Source organism: Vibrio sp. 2CM40D (assembly GCF_023161825.1).
GTDB classification, from domain to species: Bacteria; Pseudomonadota; Gammaproteobacteria; order Enterobacterales; family Vibrionaceae; genus Vibrio; species Vibrio alginolyticus.
Genome location: NZ_JALNTL010000003.1, coordinates 529897 through 547424 on the forward strand (window position 1 = coordinate 529897; position 17528 = coordinate 547424).

Below are 17528 nucleotides of genomic sequence, written 5' to 3' on the forward strand. Positions count from 1 at the left end.
CTTTCTTCATTTTTTGGGTTTAATGGAGCGCGCCGGATTTCCAACGACTCGATCGCCCGGCGCAACGTCTTTGGTTACGACAGAGCCAGCGCCGACGACGGCCTCATCGCCAATGGTCACGCCTGGCAGTATGATTGCGCCCCCACCAATCCAAACGTTATTGCCAATTGTTACCGGTTTGGCGATCTCATCTCCGGCTAAGCGTCTTTGTGTATCGAGTGAATGAGCGGCTGTGTAAATTTGCACTCTAGGCCCAATCATGACGTTCGCGCCAACCTCAACCTGCCCATTGTCCAGAATAATGGCATCCCAGTTGATGTAGGTGTTTTCTCCGATGGACAAGTGACAACCGTAGGTAAGTTGAAGCGGTGGCTCTATACAGGCGCTGTTTTCTAATTGGACGCCCATTTCTGCCAATAGTTGTCTACGTATATCTGGGTTTGGCTCGTGGTTAAATTGGAATACAAGCTGCGCGGTTTTGGCGCGCATGAGCTTTAGTTCTTCATCCAGACAATTATAGGTTTCTCCAGAGCGCATCCGAGTCAGTTCTGACATAACAATCATTCCATCAATGTTATTCGCAATAAGGTGCATAATAAGTGAGAGTGATTCGAAGTGAAAATTTGATGCTTAAAAATCAGAAAGTTATCACTGATTTGCCTTGCGTATCCAGTCGGTTGATTGGCTCGTTTAGTACACAAAGACGTACTCCCTAAGTGGCTTAATCGGTTGAAGCCAAAGTGGGAAACCACTTGAAGCGTTTTACATAGATTACAATATAGTTAATAAGAAGAACTTAATTGAGCCGCTTGCGCTATCGATTGGGCTAAAAATATAAGACTTATGCGCTCTGGCTTGCTGGCAACGATGAATCAAGAGTGAGCACTTTATGTTCGAACGGGTCATTTCATTTTTAGAAACAACACTGTTTACCTTTAACGAACAACCTATCACGTTATGGGCGATATTGATGGTGCCGACATGGGTGATTGTCGCTTTATGGTTATCAAAAATTTTAATCAAAACCGTTACGTCAAGAATGTCTTCATCGGGGAAAGACCCAAACGTGATTCATTTGGTTAAACGGATATTATTTGTCATCGCTCTCGCCATTATTTTTATGACCACACTTTCGATGATCAATGTGCCAATTACCGCGTTTGCCTTTCTGTCTGGTGCCATCGCTATCGGCTTCGGTTTTGGTGCGCAAAACATCATTAACAACTTCATAAGTGGCTGGATTTTGATTGGTGAAAAGCCAATCCGAATTGGGGACTTTTTAGAGGTTGAGGGCGCCAAAGGCACTGTCGAGCAAATAAATACACGCTCAACGAGAATCAGACGAACCGATGGTGTTCATATGCTCATACCCAACAGTCAGTTGATTGAGAACGTGGTGATCAACTGGACGTTATGCGACAGATTAGTTCGTGGCTCTGTCGTCGTCGGTGTCGCGTATGGGAGCGATGTCAAACAGGTTGCTGCCTTAATGGCGGAAGTGACTTCGCAGCAAGCGCAAGTTCTGAGTTCGCCAGCGCCAGATGTGTTTTTTCAAGACTTTGGTGACAATGCTTTGATCTTCGAATCTTATTTTTGGATTAACTCAACGGTTGAGGGCGGTATTCGCTCGGTCGCAAGTGCCATGCGTTTTGAAATCTACGAAGCTTTCGAAAAGCACGGCATTGAAATCGCGTTTCCACAACGAGATGTGCACATTGATGGGCAAATCAAGTTGTCTAGGGAGAGAAACGGATAGGGCGATAAGCGGTATTGGTGTTCTTATCTTGGTGTCGAGTAACCAAAAGCGAGGCGGTCACAACACGGATTCACCTCGTTAGAAACCAGTTTGAAGGCGTTATTGGTTGTCCCACATGACTTCGCATTCTTCTTTGATTGCTGATTTTAGCAACTCAATCAGTGGAAACGCTCTGCGTCCTAGGCTTACCGCGGGCTCTGCTTGTTCTTCCTCCTCGTCTACATCAGTATGGAGATTTTCTTCAGCTGCATTTTTCGCAGATAGAGCAGAAGTTAATCTTGATAACGCGTCAGGAACATCTTGAGCGGAAATTGATCCCGGCACCGTGCCGCTGTGACCCATCATTTTGAGCATATCTAATGCAATATCACCAAACATTGTGACGTTTGAGTGGCTTCGACAACGAAATGTTATGAGCATTTACCTGATCCTGTTTTATACGTTCGCTTTGAAACTAAATTGTAGCTGAAATCAGGCACTAATTAATGTGATGAAGACCGTTGAGCGTTAAGGTTTTTATGAGTAACAATAAAAAACGGGCACGTACGTCTGCATGCCCGTTTAAATACATTATTTGATTATGATAGTTGATGATTTACAAGCTATACGGATCGCCTAGAGCCAATGCGACCCTAGAAGCAGGAGACTTTCCTAACGCACGGCAAATTTGCCAACCCGCTTCATTGATGACGCTAAGGTCAACGCCCGTTTCAATCCCAAGTTGCTCACACAGATAAAGTACATCTTCCGTTGCAACATTGCCACTGGCTCCTTTCGCGTAAGGGCAGCCGCCGAGCCCCGCTACTGCGCTATCAATGGTGTTGATGCCCATTAACAAGGCTTGATAGATATTGGCTAATGCTTGTCCATAAGTGTCATGAAAATGTACTGCGAGCGCGTCTTTTGGCAGTAGCGTTAACAACGAATCCAGCATGGCGATAACGCGATTAGGCGTTGCTTTACCGACAGTATCACCGAGCGAAATCTCATAACATCCCATATCAAACAACGTATTGGCGACCTTGGTAGTTTGCTCTGGCTTGACTACTCCCTCATATGGACACACCATGGTACAAGACAAGTAACCGCGTACAGGAATGTTATGCTGGTTCGCCAATTCGATAACGGGTTCAAATCGAGCGAGACTTTCGGTAATGCTGCAGTTGATGTTCTTCTGGCTGAACGTTTCTGAAGCGGAGCCAAACACCGCAATTCGCTTTACACCGCTTTCCAGCGCACGTTCTAACCCTGCGAGATTTGGTGTGAGCGCGCTATAAACCACGTCAGGCTTTTTTGAGATACCAGCAAACACCTGATCGGAATCGGCCATTTGAGGCACCCACCTTGGAGAGACGAAAGATCCCGCCTCAATATGCTTTAAGCCACTGCTGCTTAGTTGGTTAATCAAACGGATTTTATCAACCAGCGTCACTGACGTTTCATTTTGCAGACCATCACGAGCGCCGACTTCGACGATATTAACCTTCGCTGGTAGCATATTCGCGCTCCTTATCTTCACTGACGTTATCCGATATCAAAGCCAAATTCAGCAGGATGGAACCGTGCTGTACTTGGTCCCCGTGCTGATAAAACAATTCGTCGACTTTTGCTGCTACCGGAGCCGTGATGGTGTATTCCATTTTCATTGCTTCGAGTACCAAAAGCGGATCGCCCGCCGCCACTTCGTCACCTTTAGCCACCATAACTGCTGAAATTATGCCGTTGAGTGGTGCGGTTGGACTTAGTTCATCATCTACATCTTTTGCAGAGTCAAAGTTAGGTTGATGAGCGAACGTGCGCTGCTGACCAAGATAAAATAGTGTTGTTCTTTGTTCATCGCTAAGTGCATTAAAGGTGTAACGCACATTATCAATATCGACGATAAACTGGTTGTCACTTTCAAGCAGGATGACCTGATGCAGATCCTCGCCGCATCGGACAGTGAAGTGAGATCCTGTATCTTGCGATGATTGTTGCAAACGTGCCTGATGGTTGGCATTGGCATCCGTGAAGTTAAATCGATAAACGTTGTCAACTGACAGTCTAAAACCTCGTTTGGTTGGCGCGGGTAACGTTGAGCTGTCTGATTTTGAAATGAGATCATTCCAACGAGCAACCGCCGCCAATGTAAGCCAGATTGAATCCGAGACGTCTTGCTGCTCATTTATGCCTTGTTGATGTCTTACGAGGAAACCTGTATCTAGCTCAATCTCGGCAAAGGCTGGCTGCGAAATAATACTGTGCAGATAACCAATGTTTGTCGTTACGCCACGTACGTGATATTGAGTTAACGCCTGCTTAATCTGCTTTAGAGCGATATCACGAGTTTGCCCCCAGACGATCAGCTTGCTGATCATTGGATCGTAATATTCGCTGATGCTATCGCCTTGGGTAACACCACTATCAACGCGTACGCACGCTAGGCGCACACTACTGTCTGATACGGGTTCTTTTAAGTAATCAATGCGGCCAGTCGACGGCATAAAGTCATTGTCTGTATCTTCTGCGTAAATTCGCAGCTCAATTGAATGACCGTTGTGGGTGATTTCCGATTGCGAAATAGGTAAATGCTCGCCAGCTGCGACTTTGAATTGCCACTCCACCAAATCAACGCCGGTGATCAATTCAGTGACAGGGTGTTCAACTTGCAGACGGGTATTCATCTCCATGAAGTAGAATTGACCTCGGCTATCGAGTAAGAACTCCACCGTGCCAGCGCCAACATAGTCGATCGCTTGAGCGGCCTGAACCGCAGCTTCACCCATTTGTTTACGCAGTTCATCACTAAGACCGGGAGCTGGTGCTTCTTCGACTACTTTTTGGTGACGACGCTGAATGGAACAATCGCGATCAGAAAGATAGACACAGTTGCCACGCTGGTCTGCGAATACCTGAACTTCCACGTGGCGAGGCTGCAATATGCATTTTTCGATTAGAAGCTGCTTATCGCCAAAGCTTGAAAGTGCTTCACGCTGCGCTCCGTCGATAGCCAGCGGCATTTCGGCTGCGCTGTTGACCACTCGCATGCCTTTGCCGCCGCCACCTTGTGTTGCTTTAAGCATCACTGGGTAACCGATTTTTTCAGCTTCCGCTAATAAGTGCTCTACGCTGTTGTCTGTGCCGTGATAGCCGGGAACCAAGGGCACGTTCGCCTCAGACATGATGGCTTTGGCTTGCGACTTCGAACCCATTGCTTCAATTGCGCTGGTGGGAGGGCCAATAAAAACAATGCCATTTTCGCTGCACGCTTTCGCCAGTTTAGGGTTCTCGGAAAGAAAACCATACCCAGGGTGGATAGCATCGGCTTGCCATTTTTTCGCAGCGCCGATAATTGCATCGATATCGAGATACGATTCACTCGCAGGAGCGGGGCCAATGAATTCAGCGAAATCCGCTTGTTTAACATGTAAGCTGCTGCGATCCGCTTCGGAATAGACGGCAACCGTCTCTATAGCCATGCTTTTTGCGGTTTTAATGATTCGGCAGGCAATTTCACCGCGGTTTGCGATCAGTATTCTTTTAAACATGATTCCTCCAATTGGCGGCGCGCTTTTCAAAAAATGCACTCAGTCCTTCTTGTCCTTCTTCGGACACGCGGGCGGTTGCAATAGCTTGGCTGGTGTATTCAATTAATGAATGCTCGATAGGTTGATTGTCACAACGTAAGCAGAGCGTTTTTGCTGCCTGCATGGCTTGTGGACCGTTGTTAAGCAGGTGATCAATGGTGCGATTGACGGCTTCACGTGGTTGAGAGTCTATCTGATGAAGAATACTCATCGATAGTGCGGTTTCGGCATCAATCAGTTCCGCGGTTAAAAAGTAGCGTCGGCTTTGTCGTTGTCCAATCGCTCGAATGACGTAGGGTCCGATTGTCGCGGGTAACAAACCGAGTTTCACTTCACTCAAACAGAAGCGGCTTTCAGGTGTACCGATAGCGATATCGCAGCAGCAGATAAGCCCAAGTGCGCCGCCAAATGCAGCGCCATGCACCATAGCAATGGTTGGTTTGCTAAAGGTATCCAGTTTGTGCAAGAGCAACGCTAACTGCTGTGCATCTTGCAGATTTTCCCCCTCGGTTTTGGTGGCCATTGACTGCATCCAGCCAAGATCCGCACCCGCAGAAAAGTGTTTACCTTGCGCCGTTAGTACCAATGCACGTAGAGAGTTGTCTCTCTCAAGTTTTTCCAAGGTGTCGATAAGTGAAGCAATTAATTCATCATTAAACGCGTTGTGTTTCTCTGGTCGATTGAGGCTCAACCAAGCAACGCCATTGCTGTCTTTTTCAAGCAGTAGTCCGGTCATGTGACTTCCTTTGTCTGACATTTCAGTCTGTATTTCAATGCTCGCTAACCATTACTTTTTAAACATCGGTATTCGCGAGGAGTTAAGGTTTGCCTTGCATCCGGCTACATGCGGAAGATGCCAAATTTACTGTCTGGTATTGGCGCATTAAGCGCAGCAGACAGAGCAATGCCGACAACATCACGGGTTTTCGCAGGGTCAATAATGCCGTCGTCCCACAGGCGTGCACTGGCGTAGTATGCATGGCTTTGAGTCTGATATTGCTCCGCAATTGGACGTTTGAACGCTTCTTCTTCCTCTACGCTCCAGCTTTCACCTTTGCGAGTTTTGATATCGCGGGTCACTTGCGCCATCACGCCAGCCGCTTGCTCTCCACCCATGACGGAGATGCGCGCGTTTGGCCACATCCACATCATGGTTGGATCATAAGCGCGGCCACACATGCCGTAGTTTCCTGCGCCATACGATCCACCAATAACCACGGTAAACTTCGGCACGTCTGCACACGCAACAGCAGTTACCATTTTCGCACCATGTTTGGCGATGCCTTCGGCTTCGTACTTCTGACCGACCATAAAGCCCGTGATGTTCTGCAAGAAGAGCAGAGGAATTTTGCGTTGTGCGCACAGCTCAATAAAATGCGCGCCTTTTTGTGCTGATTCCGAAAATAGAATGCCGTTGTTAGCGACAATGCCAATCGGCATACCGTGAATATGGGCAAAGCCACAGACCAAGGTTTCGCCGAACAAGGCTTTAAATTCATCGAACTGGGAATCATCAACAATTCGGGCAATGACCTCTTTAACATCAAACGGCTTTTTGAGATCGGTCCCGACGATGCCGTACAGCTCTTGGGCAGGAAAATGTGGTTCCTGTGGTGCTTTTTGCTTGAGTTGAACGGGTTTCAAGTGGTTAATTTGAGAAACGGCTTGTCTTGCCAACTCTAACGCGTGGTGATCATTTTCTGCGTAATAGTCCGCCACACCAGAGGTGCGACAATGAACGTCTGCGCCACCAAGATCTTCCGCACTGACTTCTTCACCTGTCGCTGCTTTTACAAGAGGTGGACCTGCCAAAAAAATCGTGCCTTGTTCTTTGACTATGATGGATACGTCGCACATGGCAGGGACATAAGCGCCGCCAGCGGTACATAGCCCCATGACCACCGCAATTTGTGGAATGCCTTTGGCCGACATACGGGCTTGGTTGTAGAAAATACGGCCAAAATGGTCTTTATCTGGGAAGACTTCATCTTGGCGGGGGAGGTTAGCACCGCCAGAGTCGACTAAGTAAACACACGGCAGTTGGCATTTTTCTGCAATTTCTTGTGCTCTTAAGTGCTTTTTCACGGTGAGTGGGTAGTAACTGCCGCCTTTTACCGTCACGTCGTTCGCGACGATCATGCACTCAGTGCCGTCAATCACACCCACACCTGCAACCACTCCAGCACATGGAACGTAATCTGGATACACATCCCAGCCAGCAAATTGACCAATTTCTAGAAAGGACGAACCAGGGTCGAGTAGGGCAAGAATGCGCTCACGTACCGGAAGTTTGCCTTTCTTCTGCTGATGCTCGCGGGCTTTCTCACCGCCACCATCTTCTATTTGGGCAGTCACGGTATAAAGTTGATCTACAAGTGACGCCATAGAGCGGTAGTTTTCCTGATACTGCTCTGAATGGGTATTAATATTGGTCGTCAAACAAGCCATAAATAGCCGATCTCCATTCGGTAGACGGGTGACACCACCCGTCTTTATCTATGTTGAATAAGATTTAGGTTGAATAAGGAAGTTATTTAGAGTCAGAGCGCCTAGGTATGATGATTAGGCGCTTTCGTTAAACAATTCGCGACCAATAAGCATGCGGCGAATTTCTGACGTGCCCGCACCGATTTCATACAGCTTGGCATCTCGCAACAAACGGCCCGTATCAAACTCGTTGATGTAGCCGTTACCGCCAAGTAGTTGAATCGCATCCAGTGCCATCTTGGTTGCCAGCTCTGCGCTGTAGAGGATCGCGCCAGCAGAATCTTTACGTGTGGTTTCACCGCGATCACAAGCGGCAGCGACGGCGTAAACATACGCTTTAGCGGCATTCATTTGTGTGTACATATCCGCGATTTTTGCTTGAACTAGCTGGAATTCACCGATGGATTTACCGAACTGTTTACGGTCGTGAATGTAAGGCACAACGATATCCATACACGCCTGCATGATGCCAAGTGGGCCGCCTGCAAGCACCACACGTTCGTAGTCGAGGCCGCTCATCAATACTTTCACGCCTTGGTTTTCTTCGCCGAGAATATTCTCCGCAGGGACCTCGCAGTTTTGGAAGACCAGCTCACACGTATTCGAGCCGCGCATGCCCAACTTGTCGAGTTTTTGTGCTTGAGTAAATCCAGGGAATCCGCGTTCCACAATAAACGCCGTGATGCCTTTGGAGTGCTGGCTTGGGTCGGTTTTTGCGTAGACAACATAGGTGTGTGCATCAGGGCCGTTGGTGATCCACATTTTGTTGCCATTTAATAGGAAAATATCGCCTTTACGTTCGGCTTTAAGCTGCATAGAGACCACATCAGAGCCGGCGCCGGGTTCACTCATAGCAAGGGCGCCGATATGTTCACCGGAGATGAGCTTAGGTAGGTATTTCTCTTTTTGCGCTTGTGTGCCGTTACGGTGGATTTGGTTGACGCAAAGGTTGGAGTGAGCGCCGTAACTTAACGCAACCGAAGCGGATGCTCGGCTTATTTCTTCCATAGCGATAACGTGGGCGAGATAGCCCATGCCTGCACCACCAAACTCTTCGCTGGTGGTCACACCTAAAAGACCCATGTCACCTAATTTGGACCAAAGATGGTTTGGAAAGTCGTTAGTTTGGTCGATAGATTGCGCTAGCGGCGCAATTTCTCTTGCAGCAAAACTATTGATTTGCTCGCGAAGCAAATCGGTATTTTCGTCATAAACAAAGTTCAGGGAAGAGTAGGTAGATTTCATTGCGTGTCCTTGCCTTTACGTCACCTACATCCCAGAGTTGAGGTGTTAGGTGACTTTTTCGCCTTTCATGGATCTCAGTGTGTTTTGGCATCGCAACTGCGCAGCATTTAACTCCATCATTACCGCTTGAATGTCGTTTGCTTGCTGTTGCAATGCTGCCTTCTTCTCTTCGATCAACCGAATCATATAGTTCAACTGCTCAGTACTTTGATCGGTATCGTAGAGTTCAAATAACTCTTTGATATCTGCAAGAGAAAAGCCCAATCGCTTACCTCGCAAAATCAGTTTTAGTCGAATTCGATCGCGACCATTGTAGATTCGAGTGTTGCCTTTACGTTCTGGAGTTAGGAGACCTAAATCTTCGTAGAAGCGAATGCTTCGAGTAGTAATGTCGAACTCTTTCGCGAGCTCGCTGATCTTAAATGTGTTCATTCCTTAACCTTACGACTTTCGTATAACATTCACATGAATATACAATTCGTTAACGTTAAAGTAAACAAACAACATCCACTCTTGAGCCTTGATATCACTCGCATTTACTCAAAATCAAAGAGTCACTCGAACAAACAATAACCTCAAACTTGACGTTAACGTAAATGTTAGTATAGTTATGACGTAAACGTCAACAAAAGGTTAATGGAATGAAAAATGAAACATGGATTGTAGCCGCTAAGCGAACGCCTATCGGCTCTTTTCAAGGTGCATTAGCTTCAACAGATGTCACGGAACTTGGTGCGAAAGCCATTCAAGGGGCGCTAGCCGAAAGCCAACTCGATGTGCACAAAATAGACGAAGTGTTGATGGGATGCGTTTTACCCGCCGGTGTGGGGCAAGCGCCTGCAAGACAAGCAAGTCTTAAAGCTGAAATGCCACAATCGATTGGTTGTACGACACTGAACAAAGTTTGTGGATCGGGTATGAAAACCGTCATGCTGGCATATGACCTTATTCAATCTGGTAATGCGCATGCTGTCATCGCTGGTGGCATGGAAAACATGTCGTCTTCTCCTTATCTATTAAAGAAAGCGCGTGATGGTTTCCGTTTAGGTCACGAGCAAGTGCTTGATCACATGTTTTATGACGGGTTGCAGGATGCCTACCAAGGCGAGCTGATGGGTGTCTTTGCAGAGCAGACGGCGCAAAAGTATCAGTTCAGCCGTGAAAGTATGGATGCCTGGGCGCAACAGTCGGTGACTCGTGCGCAGCAAGCAATCGAACAAGGTTTGTTCAAAGAAGAGATCGTGCCTGTTAACGTAAAAAGTCGACGCGGCGAAACCCTGGTTGTAGATGATGAGCAACCGAGCAAACTCGACGTCACTAAAATTCCTACCTTACGCCCTGCGTTTGCCAAAGATGGCGGCGTAACCGCAGCAAACTCTAGTTCCATTTCGGATGGTGCGTCGGCAATGATCTTAGTCGATAGTGAGTTTGGTCGTCAGGAAAACCTTCAGCCTCTAGCCAAAATTGTCGCGTACAGCACGCATGCAAGACAGCCTGATGAGTTCACCATCGCACCAGTCTTCGCGATTGAATCGCTGCTGGAAAAAACGGGCTGGGACAAATCAGACGTGGACCTTTGGGAAATCAATGAAGCGTTTGCAGTTGTAACGCAGTACGCAGTGAAAGCGCTTGAGTTGGATGCAAGCAAAGTGAATCCACGTGGCGGCGCATGTGCGTTAGGCCATCCAATTGGTGCAAGTGGTAACCGAATCCTCGTCACTTTGATTCACGCTCTTAAACAGGCAGGCGGCAAACGCGGTGTCGCATCACTTTGTATTGGTGGTGGCGAGGCAACCGCTATCGCGATTGAAATCTGCTAAATCACTCTCAACAAAGTTTCACTTACATAACAGTAGTCAGTAACAAGCTGAAAAATACAAGGATGTCATCATGACAGAACAAGTAAAGCAGTATATCGGTGGTGAATTTGCCATCTCCGATTCAAAACAATGGCTAGATGTAACCAACCCGGCAACCAACGAAGTGATTGCACAAGTACCTTGTGCCACGGAATCGGAAATGAATGCGGCGATTGCCAGCGCAACAGAAACGTTCAAACGCTGGAAAGAAGTTGCAGCGCCGGAGCGTGCGAGATTGATGTTGCGCTACCAACATCTGTTAAAAGAGCAACACGATGAGTTGGCGATACTGCTTTCAAGTGAGACAGGCAAAACCCTCGCGGATGCAAAGGGTGACATTTGGCGCGGAATTGAAGTGGTAGAGCAAGCTGCAAACATTTGTAGCTCAATGATGGGCGAAACGGTGGAAAACGTCGCGACCAATATTGATGGTTACTCTTACATTCAACCGCTCGGTGTTTGTGCTGGCATCACACCCTTTAACTTCCCTGCGATGATCCCATTGTGGATGTTCCCGATGGCGATCGCTTGTGGCAACACCTTTATTCTAAAACCTTCGGAACAAGTTCCGCTGACTGCAATGAAATTGGCGGAGCTGTTTGAACAAGCTGGCGCACCAAAAGGCGTATTGCAAGTTGTTCACGGGACCAAAGAGCAAGTCGACCGCATTCTGACTGATCCAGTCGTTCGTGCGATCTCTTTTGTTGGCTCTGTGCCCGTTGGTGAGCACATCTACAAAACAGGTACAGACAACCTGAAACGCGTGCAGTCATTTGCAGGTGCTAAGAACCACATGGTCATTATGCCGGATGCAAACAAACAGCAAGTCATCAATAACCTAGTTGGTGCGTCAGTTGGTGCTGCAGGCCAACGCTGTATGGCGATTTCGGTTGCCGTATTTGTCGGCGAAACCAAAGAATGGATTCCAGAGCTTAAAGAGGCGTTAGCTCAGGTTCAGCCTGGCGCGTGGGATGATGAAACCGCCGGTTATGGTCCACTGATTAGCCCTCAAGCGAAGCAGCGAGTGGTGAATCTGATTAATGAAGGCAAAGCGTCAGGCGCGAATTGTGTTCTGGACGGGACAGAGTGCCAAGTACCTGGCTTCCCGAACGGTAACTGGGTGGGGCCAACACTGTTTACCAACGTGACCACAGACATGTCGATTTATCAGGAAGAAATTTTCGGGCCTGTGCTGTTAACTATGGAAGTGGATGACCTAGATGAAGCGATTGAACTGATCAATGCAAACCGCTTTGGTAATGGTACGTCTATTTTCACGGCGAACGGCGCTGCCGCGAGAAAGTATCAACACAATATCGAAGTAGGTAACGTAGGCATCAACGTTCCGATTCCGGTGCCATTGCCATTTTTCTCATTTACTGGGTGGAAAGGCAGCTTCTACGGCGACCTGCATGCTTACGGTAAACAAGCGGTTCGCTTCTACACCGAGACGAAAACGGTCACCGCGCGTTGGTTTGAAGATGACATTCCAAGCGGTCCAAACATGACCATTCAACTTAGCTAATTACTGGATTAGCGACACCTCTAGCCAAGCGCCACCGTTTAAGTGGGCTTGGCTCGGATACAAATGCAACGAATTAGACCTTAGGACTTCAAGATGGATTTTGAATTAAACGAAGATCAACTCGCGTTTGCCGAAGTAGCAAAGCAGTTTGCAGACCAAATGTTAGCGCCTCATGCGGCCGAGTGGGATGAAAACCATCACTTCCCTAAAGATGTACTGCGTCAGGCGGGTGAGCTGGGCTTTCTGAGCATCTATACGCCGCCAGAGCATGGTGGCTTAGGGTTATCTCGTTTGGATGCGGCGATCATTTTCGAGCAGTTGGCTATGGGTTGTACCGCGACTACTGCGTTTATGACCATTCACAACATGGCGACGTGGATGATCACCAGCTTTGCCAAAGCAGAAGTGGCGCAGCAATTTAGCGCGGATCTAATTTCGGGTGAAAAGCTCGCTTCCTACTGTTTAACCGAACCTAATGCCGGCTCTGACGCCGCTTCTCTAACGACTAGCGCAGTGCGTGATGGCGATGAGTTTGTCCTCAATGGCGCAAAAGTGTTTATCTCGGGTGCGGGTGATACAGATGTTCTCGTCGTGATGGCGCGTTCGTGTGGTGAAGGAGCGGGTGGCGTTTCTGCATTCGTTGTTCCTGCTGATTGCGAAGGCATTAGCTACGGTAAAAAAGAAGCCAAAATGGGTTGGAACTGCCAGCCAACTCGCATGATTACCTTCGAAAATGTCCGCATTCCGGCTGACTATCTGTTGGGTGAAGAGGGAGAAGGCTTTAAGTTCGCCATGCTTGGCCTTGATGGTGGTCGAATCAATATCGCTACTTGTTCCGTCGGTACTGCGCAACAAGCACTGAACGAAGCCAAGCAATATATGAACGAACGCAAACAGTTCGGCCGTTCACTGGCGCAATTTCAAGCGTTGCAGTTCAAGCTTGCTGATATGGCGACTGAGCTGGTCGCTGCGCGTCAAATGGTGCGACTCGCTGCCGCTAAACTCGATGCCCAGCACGCAGAAAAAAGTGCGTACTGTGCCATGGCAAAACGCTTTGCTACTGATGTGGGCTTTAAAGTCTGCGATCAGGCGCTGCAAATTCACGGTGGCTATGGCTACATCAAAGAATATCCAGTCGAGCGCCATTTCCGAGACGTTCGTGTTCACCAAATTCTTGAAGGTACCAACGAAATCATGCGTCTGATCGTCGCAAGACGATTACTAACGGAAGGCGTTGAGCTGCTTTAGTCAGCGAGACACAGCCTTACCTAAAGAAATTAAAAAGGACTGAAAGATTATGACGGCACAAATCAAATTAGAGCGCGAAGCGCATATTGCCAAGCTCACGATTAGTAATCCGCCAGCGAACACTTGGACGCTTGAGTCTTTGAATCAGCTAAAAGAGTTGGCAATTGAACTTAGTAATGATCGCTCTATTTATGCGTTGGTTTTAACAGGCGAAGGCGAGAAATTCTTTTCTGCTGGAGCAGATCTTAATAACTTTGCATCGGGTGATAAATCACAAGCAGCAAACATGGCGTTCGCATTTGGTGAAGCGTTTGAAGCGCTTTCTGCATTCGATGGGGTTTCTATCGCAGCGATTAATGGTTACACGATGGGCGGCGGTCTGGAAGTGGCGATGGCGTGTGACATTCGTATCGCAGAAGAACAAGTACAAATGGCACTTCCTGAAGCATCGGTAGGTTTGTTGCCGTGTGCGGGTGGGACGCAAAACCTGACCGCGTTGGTAGGTGAAGGTTGGGCGAAGCGTATGATCCTGTGTGGCGAGCGTGTGACGGCCGAGCGAGCGGAAAAAATTGGGTTAGTCGAAGAGGTGGTGGCGAAAGGTCAAGCACTCGAAGCGGCTATGGAGCTAGCACAGCGTGTTGCAGGTCAATCACCGAAATCTGTGTCTGCGTGCAAAACGCTAATTCAAGGTCGACGCAGCCAAACTCATGCAGCTGGATTGGTTTTGGAGCGTGAACTGTTTTTACAGCTGTTCAATACACAAGATCAGACTGAGGGTGTGAATGCGTTTTTGCAAAAGCGCAAGCCACAATGGACAAACAGCTAGCGGAGGCCAAATGACAGGTACAGTAAATGTTTCAAAACTTGAGTGCGCTGATGGCTCTGTTATTGGTGTGCTGGAGCTGGATAATCCAGCTGCTCTCAACGCGTTGAGTTACGTGATGATTGAGAAGTTGTACAAACAGCTTAGTGAATGGCAAACGGACGACAGCGTCGTCGCGGTATTCTTGCATGCTCAAGGTGAAAAAGCGTTTTGTGCTGGTGGCGATATTCAAGCGATCTACCGTGCACTTGAAAACAAAGAGCAAGACTTTGATTCTGCGTTTTCAGCGATGGAAACCTTCTTTGACCTCGAATATCGCTGTGACCATCTTATTCATACTTATCCAAAACCGATCATCGCGTGGGGACATGGTTATTTGATGGGCGGGGGAGTTGGCCTGTTTATGGGTGCCAGCCATCGCGTAGCAGAAACCACCACACGCTTTGCAATGCCAGAGATTAAAATTGGCCTTTACCCAGATGTAGGCGCGACGTACTTCCTGAACCAGTTGCCAAAACATTTGGCACTGTTCTTAAGTTTGACGGCTTGTCAAATTAACGCAACAGATATGAAAGCGTTGGGGTTAAGCCAATGGATTGCACAGCCAGAAAACAAGCAAGTGCTGCTGGATCTGCTTGCATCGGTAAGTTGGAAAGGTGAAGCGAACATCAACGAAAAAATCGCCACTACGCTGCGTTCGGTACACGTGGACGAGCCAACCGAAGGGATGTTGATGCCCTATGCGGAATTGATTGAGCAGTTATGTTCGGGTGACTTAGCGTCAATTGTTGATGCAATCAGCCGTGCTAACGTTGATAACAAGTGGTTCGTCAATGCGCAGAAGTCACTGAACTATGGCAGTCCGTTGTCGCTCAGTATCACTTATCAGCAGTTAACGCAGTATCAAAACCTCTCTTTGAAAGCGTGTTTTGATATGGAATTTAACCTAACACTACGTTGTGGCTTAGAAGGTGATTTTAGAGAAGGGGTTCGTGCGCTGATTATTGATAAAACCAATCAACCGACTTGGCAACATCGCACGGTTTCTGACGTAACGCCACAAGTTTTGGAGCGCTTCTTCTCGCCAATTGACTCAGCAGAATACCCACTGACCGCATCGTCGGTAGCTATAGCGGCACTTTAGTACAAGGAAGAAATACGATATGGACAAAATTGCATTTATTGGCCTTGGTAACATGGGTGCGCCTATGGCTAAGAATCTACTTAAAGCGGGCTTGAACGTCGAAGTATTTGATTTGAACCCAAACGCAGTTGAGGAGTTGACCGCATTGGGCGCTTCAAGTGCCGATTCCGTTCAGCAGGCAGTACAAGGTGTTGATGTGGTTGTCACTATGCTGCCAGCGAGCCAACACGTTCAAAGCGTTTATCTTGGTCAAGATGGCATATTAGATAGCGTCGAATCAGGCACCTTGCTGATTGATTCATCCACCATCGATCCTGCGACTGCTCGTTTGGTTGGCGAAAAAGCATCGCAACTTGGTATCAGTTTTGTTGATGCACCAGTATCTGGTGGCGTTGCGGGCGCAGCAGCAGGTACGTTAACTTTCATTGTTGGCGGCTCGCAAGAGAACTTTGTTCAAGCCAAAGCGGTGCTTAGCCACATGGGTAAAAACATCTTCCATGCGGGCGATGTTGGAGCTGGTCAGGTCGCGAAGATCTGCAATAACATGATGTTGGGCATTTTGATGAGCGGCACCTGTGAAGCACTAAATTTAGGGATGGAAAACGGACTCGATCCCAAAGTGCTTTCCGACATCATGTTGCAAAGTTCAGGGCGTAACTGGGCGCTAGAGCTTTATAACCCTTGTCCAGGTGTGATGGAAAATACGCCTGCAAGCAATGGTTATCAAGGCGGCTTTATGAGCCAGTTAATGGCTAAAGATCTGGGTCTTGCGATGGAAGCGGCGGTTGCCAGTCAAACATCAACGCCAATGGGCAGCTTGGCTCGTAATCTGTTTAATTTTCACAACGGTCAGGGCAACGGGCAAAAAGATTTTTCAAGCTTGTTTGAGTTCTACCAAAAGCAAAATCAGGCCTAAGGAGCGCTTATGGAGTTAGCAAATAAGGTCATTGCGATCACGGGGGCAGGGCAGGGGCTGGGTAAACAAATGGCACTGTCACTGGCGGAAAATGGCGTTCATCTTGCGCTTATCGACCTCAATTCAGAGCAACTGGCTGAAACGAAAGCGGAATGTGAATCTCTCGGCGTTACCGCTCGTTTTTATGTGACGAACGTGACTGACGAACAGCAGGTGTGCACTGCTTTTGAGCAAATTGAGGCAGATTTCAAGCAGCTCAATGGCGTTATCAATAACGCAGGTATTATGCGTGATGGTATGTTCATTAAAGTCAAAGATGGTCAGGTTAACACGATGTCGCTGGAACAATTTCAGTCTGTTCTAGATGTGAATGTAACAGGCACTTTCCTGTGTGGCCGTGAAGCGAGCAAGGTAATGCTGAACACCGATAGCAAAGGGGTTCTGATCAACATATCCAGCGTTGCGCGTGCCGGGAATATTGGTCAAACCAACTATTCAGCATCTAAAGCGGCGGTAGCCACCATGGCAACGGTGTGGGCGAAAGAGTTAGGGCGTTTCGGAATTCGCTCAGTGGCGATTGCTCCGGGTGTCATCAAAACTGCCATGACAGACCAAATAAAACCTGAAGCGATGGAACGTTTAATCGGAATGATTCCGGTTGGACGTTTAGGTTTGGCGGATGAAATTTCATCGACCATAAAATACGTGTTAACCAACGAATTCGTGACCGGACGAGTGTTCGAAGTCGATGGCGGAATGCGAATGTAACCCCCTCTGCAACATAAAAAAGGGGAGCGAGTTTGATTGTCCGCTTCCTTCCACTTTCTTCTTTCTTTTATTGCTTCTATCTGAAAAATGTATTGGATGCATGGTCGACTGCTATCTCATCGAACGGTATAAAAATTGATTCTATTTCTAATGTGAATGGTTAGTTCTATATTGCTTGTCATGTAAATGTA

At 47.8% G+C, this 17528-nt stretch carries 16 protein-coding genes; 8 read left to right on the forward strand and 8 right to left on the reverse strand.

All coding sequences use genetic code 11. The annotated features are described in order from the left end of the window. Positions 1–6 precede the first annotated feature (6 nt). Entirely contained in the window at positions 7–555 is a 549-nt protein-coding gene (locus MTF70_RS08890) for a sugar O-acetyltransferase (RefSeq protein WP_205461065.1), read from the reverse strand. Positions 556–889: 334 nt separating this feature from the next. Between MTF70_RS08890 and MTF70_RS08895 the strand changes: the two genes are divergently transcribed. Beyond that, positions 890–1756 (forward strand): mechanosensitive ion channel domain-containing protein, encoded by an 867-nt coding sequence (locus MTF70_RS08895; RefSeq protein ID WP_005373258.1) that lies wholly within the window; start codon positions 890–892, stop codon positions 1754–1756. A gap of 99 nt (positions 1757–1855) precedes the next feature. On the opposite strand, the gene MTF70_RS08900 is transcribed toward MTF70_RS08895, so the two are convergent. From MTF70_RS08900 to MTF70_RS08930, 7 genes are all read right to left on the reverse strand, one after another. Next, positions 1856–2176 (reverse strand): DUF1840 domain-containing protein, encoded by a 321-nt coding sequence (locus tag MTF70_RS08900; protein ID WP_025767896.1) that lies wholly within the window; start codon positions 2174–2176, stop codon positions 1856–1858. A 175-nt stretch (positions 2177–2351) separates the two neighbouring features. Further along, positions 2352–3254 carry a hydroxymethylglutaryl-CoA lyase gene (locus tag MTF70_RS08905; protein WP_025767895.1) on the reverse strand — a complete coding sequence of 301 codons (903 nt, stop codon included), beginning with the start codon at positions 3252–3254 and terminating at the stop codon, positions 2352–2354. Further along, the gene (locus MTF70_RS08910) at positions 3235–5283 is read right to left on the reverse strand and encodes an acetyl/propionyl/methylcrotonyl-CoA carboxylase subunit alpha (RefSeq protein WP_005373251.1); all 2049 of its coding nucleotides are present in this window, start codon (positions 5281–5283) and stop codon (positions 3235–3237) included. Before MTF70_RS08910 ends, MTF70_RS08905 begins: the two co-directional genes overlap by 20 nt. Next, the gene (locus tag MTF70_RS08915; protein ID WP_005373249.1) at positions 5276–6058 is read right to left on the reverse strand and encodes an enoyl-CoA hydratase-related protein; all 783 of its coding nucleotides are present in this window, start codon (positions 6056–6058) and stop codon (positions 5276–5278) included. Before MTF70_RS08915 ends, MTF70_RS08910 begins: the two co-directional genes overlap by 8 nt. A gap of 104 nt (positions 6059–6162) precedes the next feature. Then, entirely contained in the window at positions 6163–7770 is a 1608-nt protein-coding gene (locus MTF70_RS08920; protein WP_005373247.1) for a carboxyl transferase domain-containing protein, read from the reverse strand. 114 nt (positions 7771–7884) lie between these two features. After that, positions 7885–9054, reverse strand: coding sequence for an isovaleryl-CoA dehydrogenase (locus MTF70_RS08925; RefSeq protein ID WP_005373245.1), 1170 nt, complete (start codon positions 9052–9054; stop codon positions 7885–7887). Between the two features lie 45 nt (positions 9055–9099). Beyond that, complete coding sequence (locus MTF70_RS08930) at positions 9100–9486, reverse strand: MerR family DNA-binding transcriptional regulator (protein ID WP_005373242.1); 387 nt, start codon at positions 9484–9486, stop codon at positions 9100–9102. A 209-nt stretch (positions 9487–9695) separates the two neighbouring features. On the opposite strand from MTF70_RS08930, the gene MTF70_RS08935 reads away from it, so the two are divergent. The 7 genes from MTF70_RS08935 (at position 9696) to MTF70_RS08965 (ending at position 17337) form a co-directional block, all read left to right on the forward strand. Continuing rightward, positions 9696–10874 carry a thiolase family protein gene (locus MTF70_RS08935; protein WP_171345619.1) on the forward strand — a complete coding sequence of 393 codons (1179 nt, stop codon included), beginning with the start codon at positions 9696–9698 and terminating at the stop codon, positions 10872–10874. Between the two features lie 70 nt (positions 10875–10944). Then, complete coding sequence (locus MTF70_RS08940; RefSeq protein WP_171345620.1) at positions 10945–12438, forward strand: CoA-acylating methylmalonate-semialdehyde dehydrogenase; 1494 nt, start codon at positions 10945–10947, stop codon at positions 12436–12438. A gap of 93 nt (positions 12439–12531) precedes the next feature. Then, entirely contained in the window at positions 12532–13686 is a 1155-nt protein-coding gene (locus MTF70_RS08945) for an acyl-CoA dehydrogenase family protein (protein WP_005373226.1), read from the forward strand. Positions 13687–13735: 49 nt separating this feature from the next. After that, entirely contained in the window at positions 13736–14512 is a 777-nt protein-coding gene (locus tag MTF70_RS08950; RefSeq protein WP_205461064.1) for an enoyl-CoA hydratase, read from the forward strand. 10 nt (positions 14513–14522) lie between these two features. After that, positions 14523–15653 carry an enoyl-CoA hydratase/isomerase family protein gene (locus tag MTF70_RS08955; RefSeq protein WP_054577807.1) on the forward strand — a complete coding sequence of 377 codons (1131 nt, stop codon included), beginning with the start codon at positions 14523–14525 and terminating at the stop codon, positions 15651–15653. Positions 15654–15672: 19 nt separating this feature from the next. Further along, positions 15673–16569 (forward strand): 3-hydroxyisobutyrate dehydrogenase, encoded by an 897-nt coding sequence (gene mmsB, locus MTF70_RS08960; RefSeq protein WP_033906449.1) that lies wholly within the window; start codon positions 15673–15675, stop codon positions 16567–16569. Positions 16570–16578: 9 nt separating this feature from the next. Beyond that, positions 16579–17337: an SDR family oxidoreductase gene (locus MTF70_RS08965; protein WP_033906450.1), complete on the forward strand. Its 759-nt coding sequence runs from the start codon at positions 16579–16581 to the stop codon at positions 17335–17337. The last annotated feature ends 191 nt before the right edge of the window (positions 17338–17528 follow it).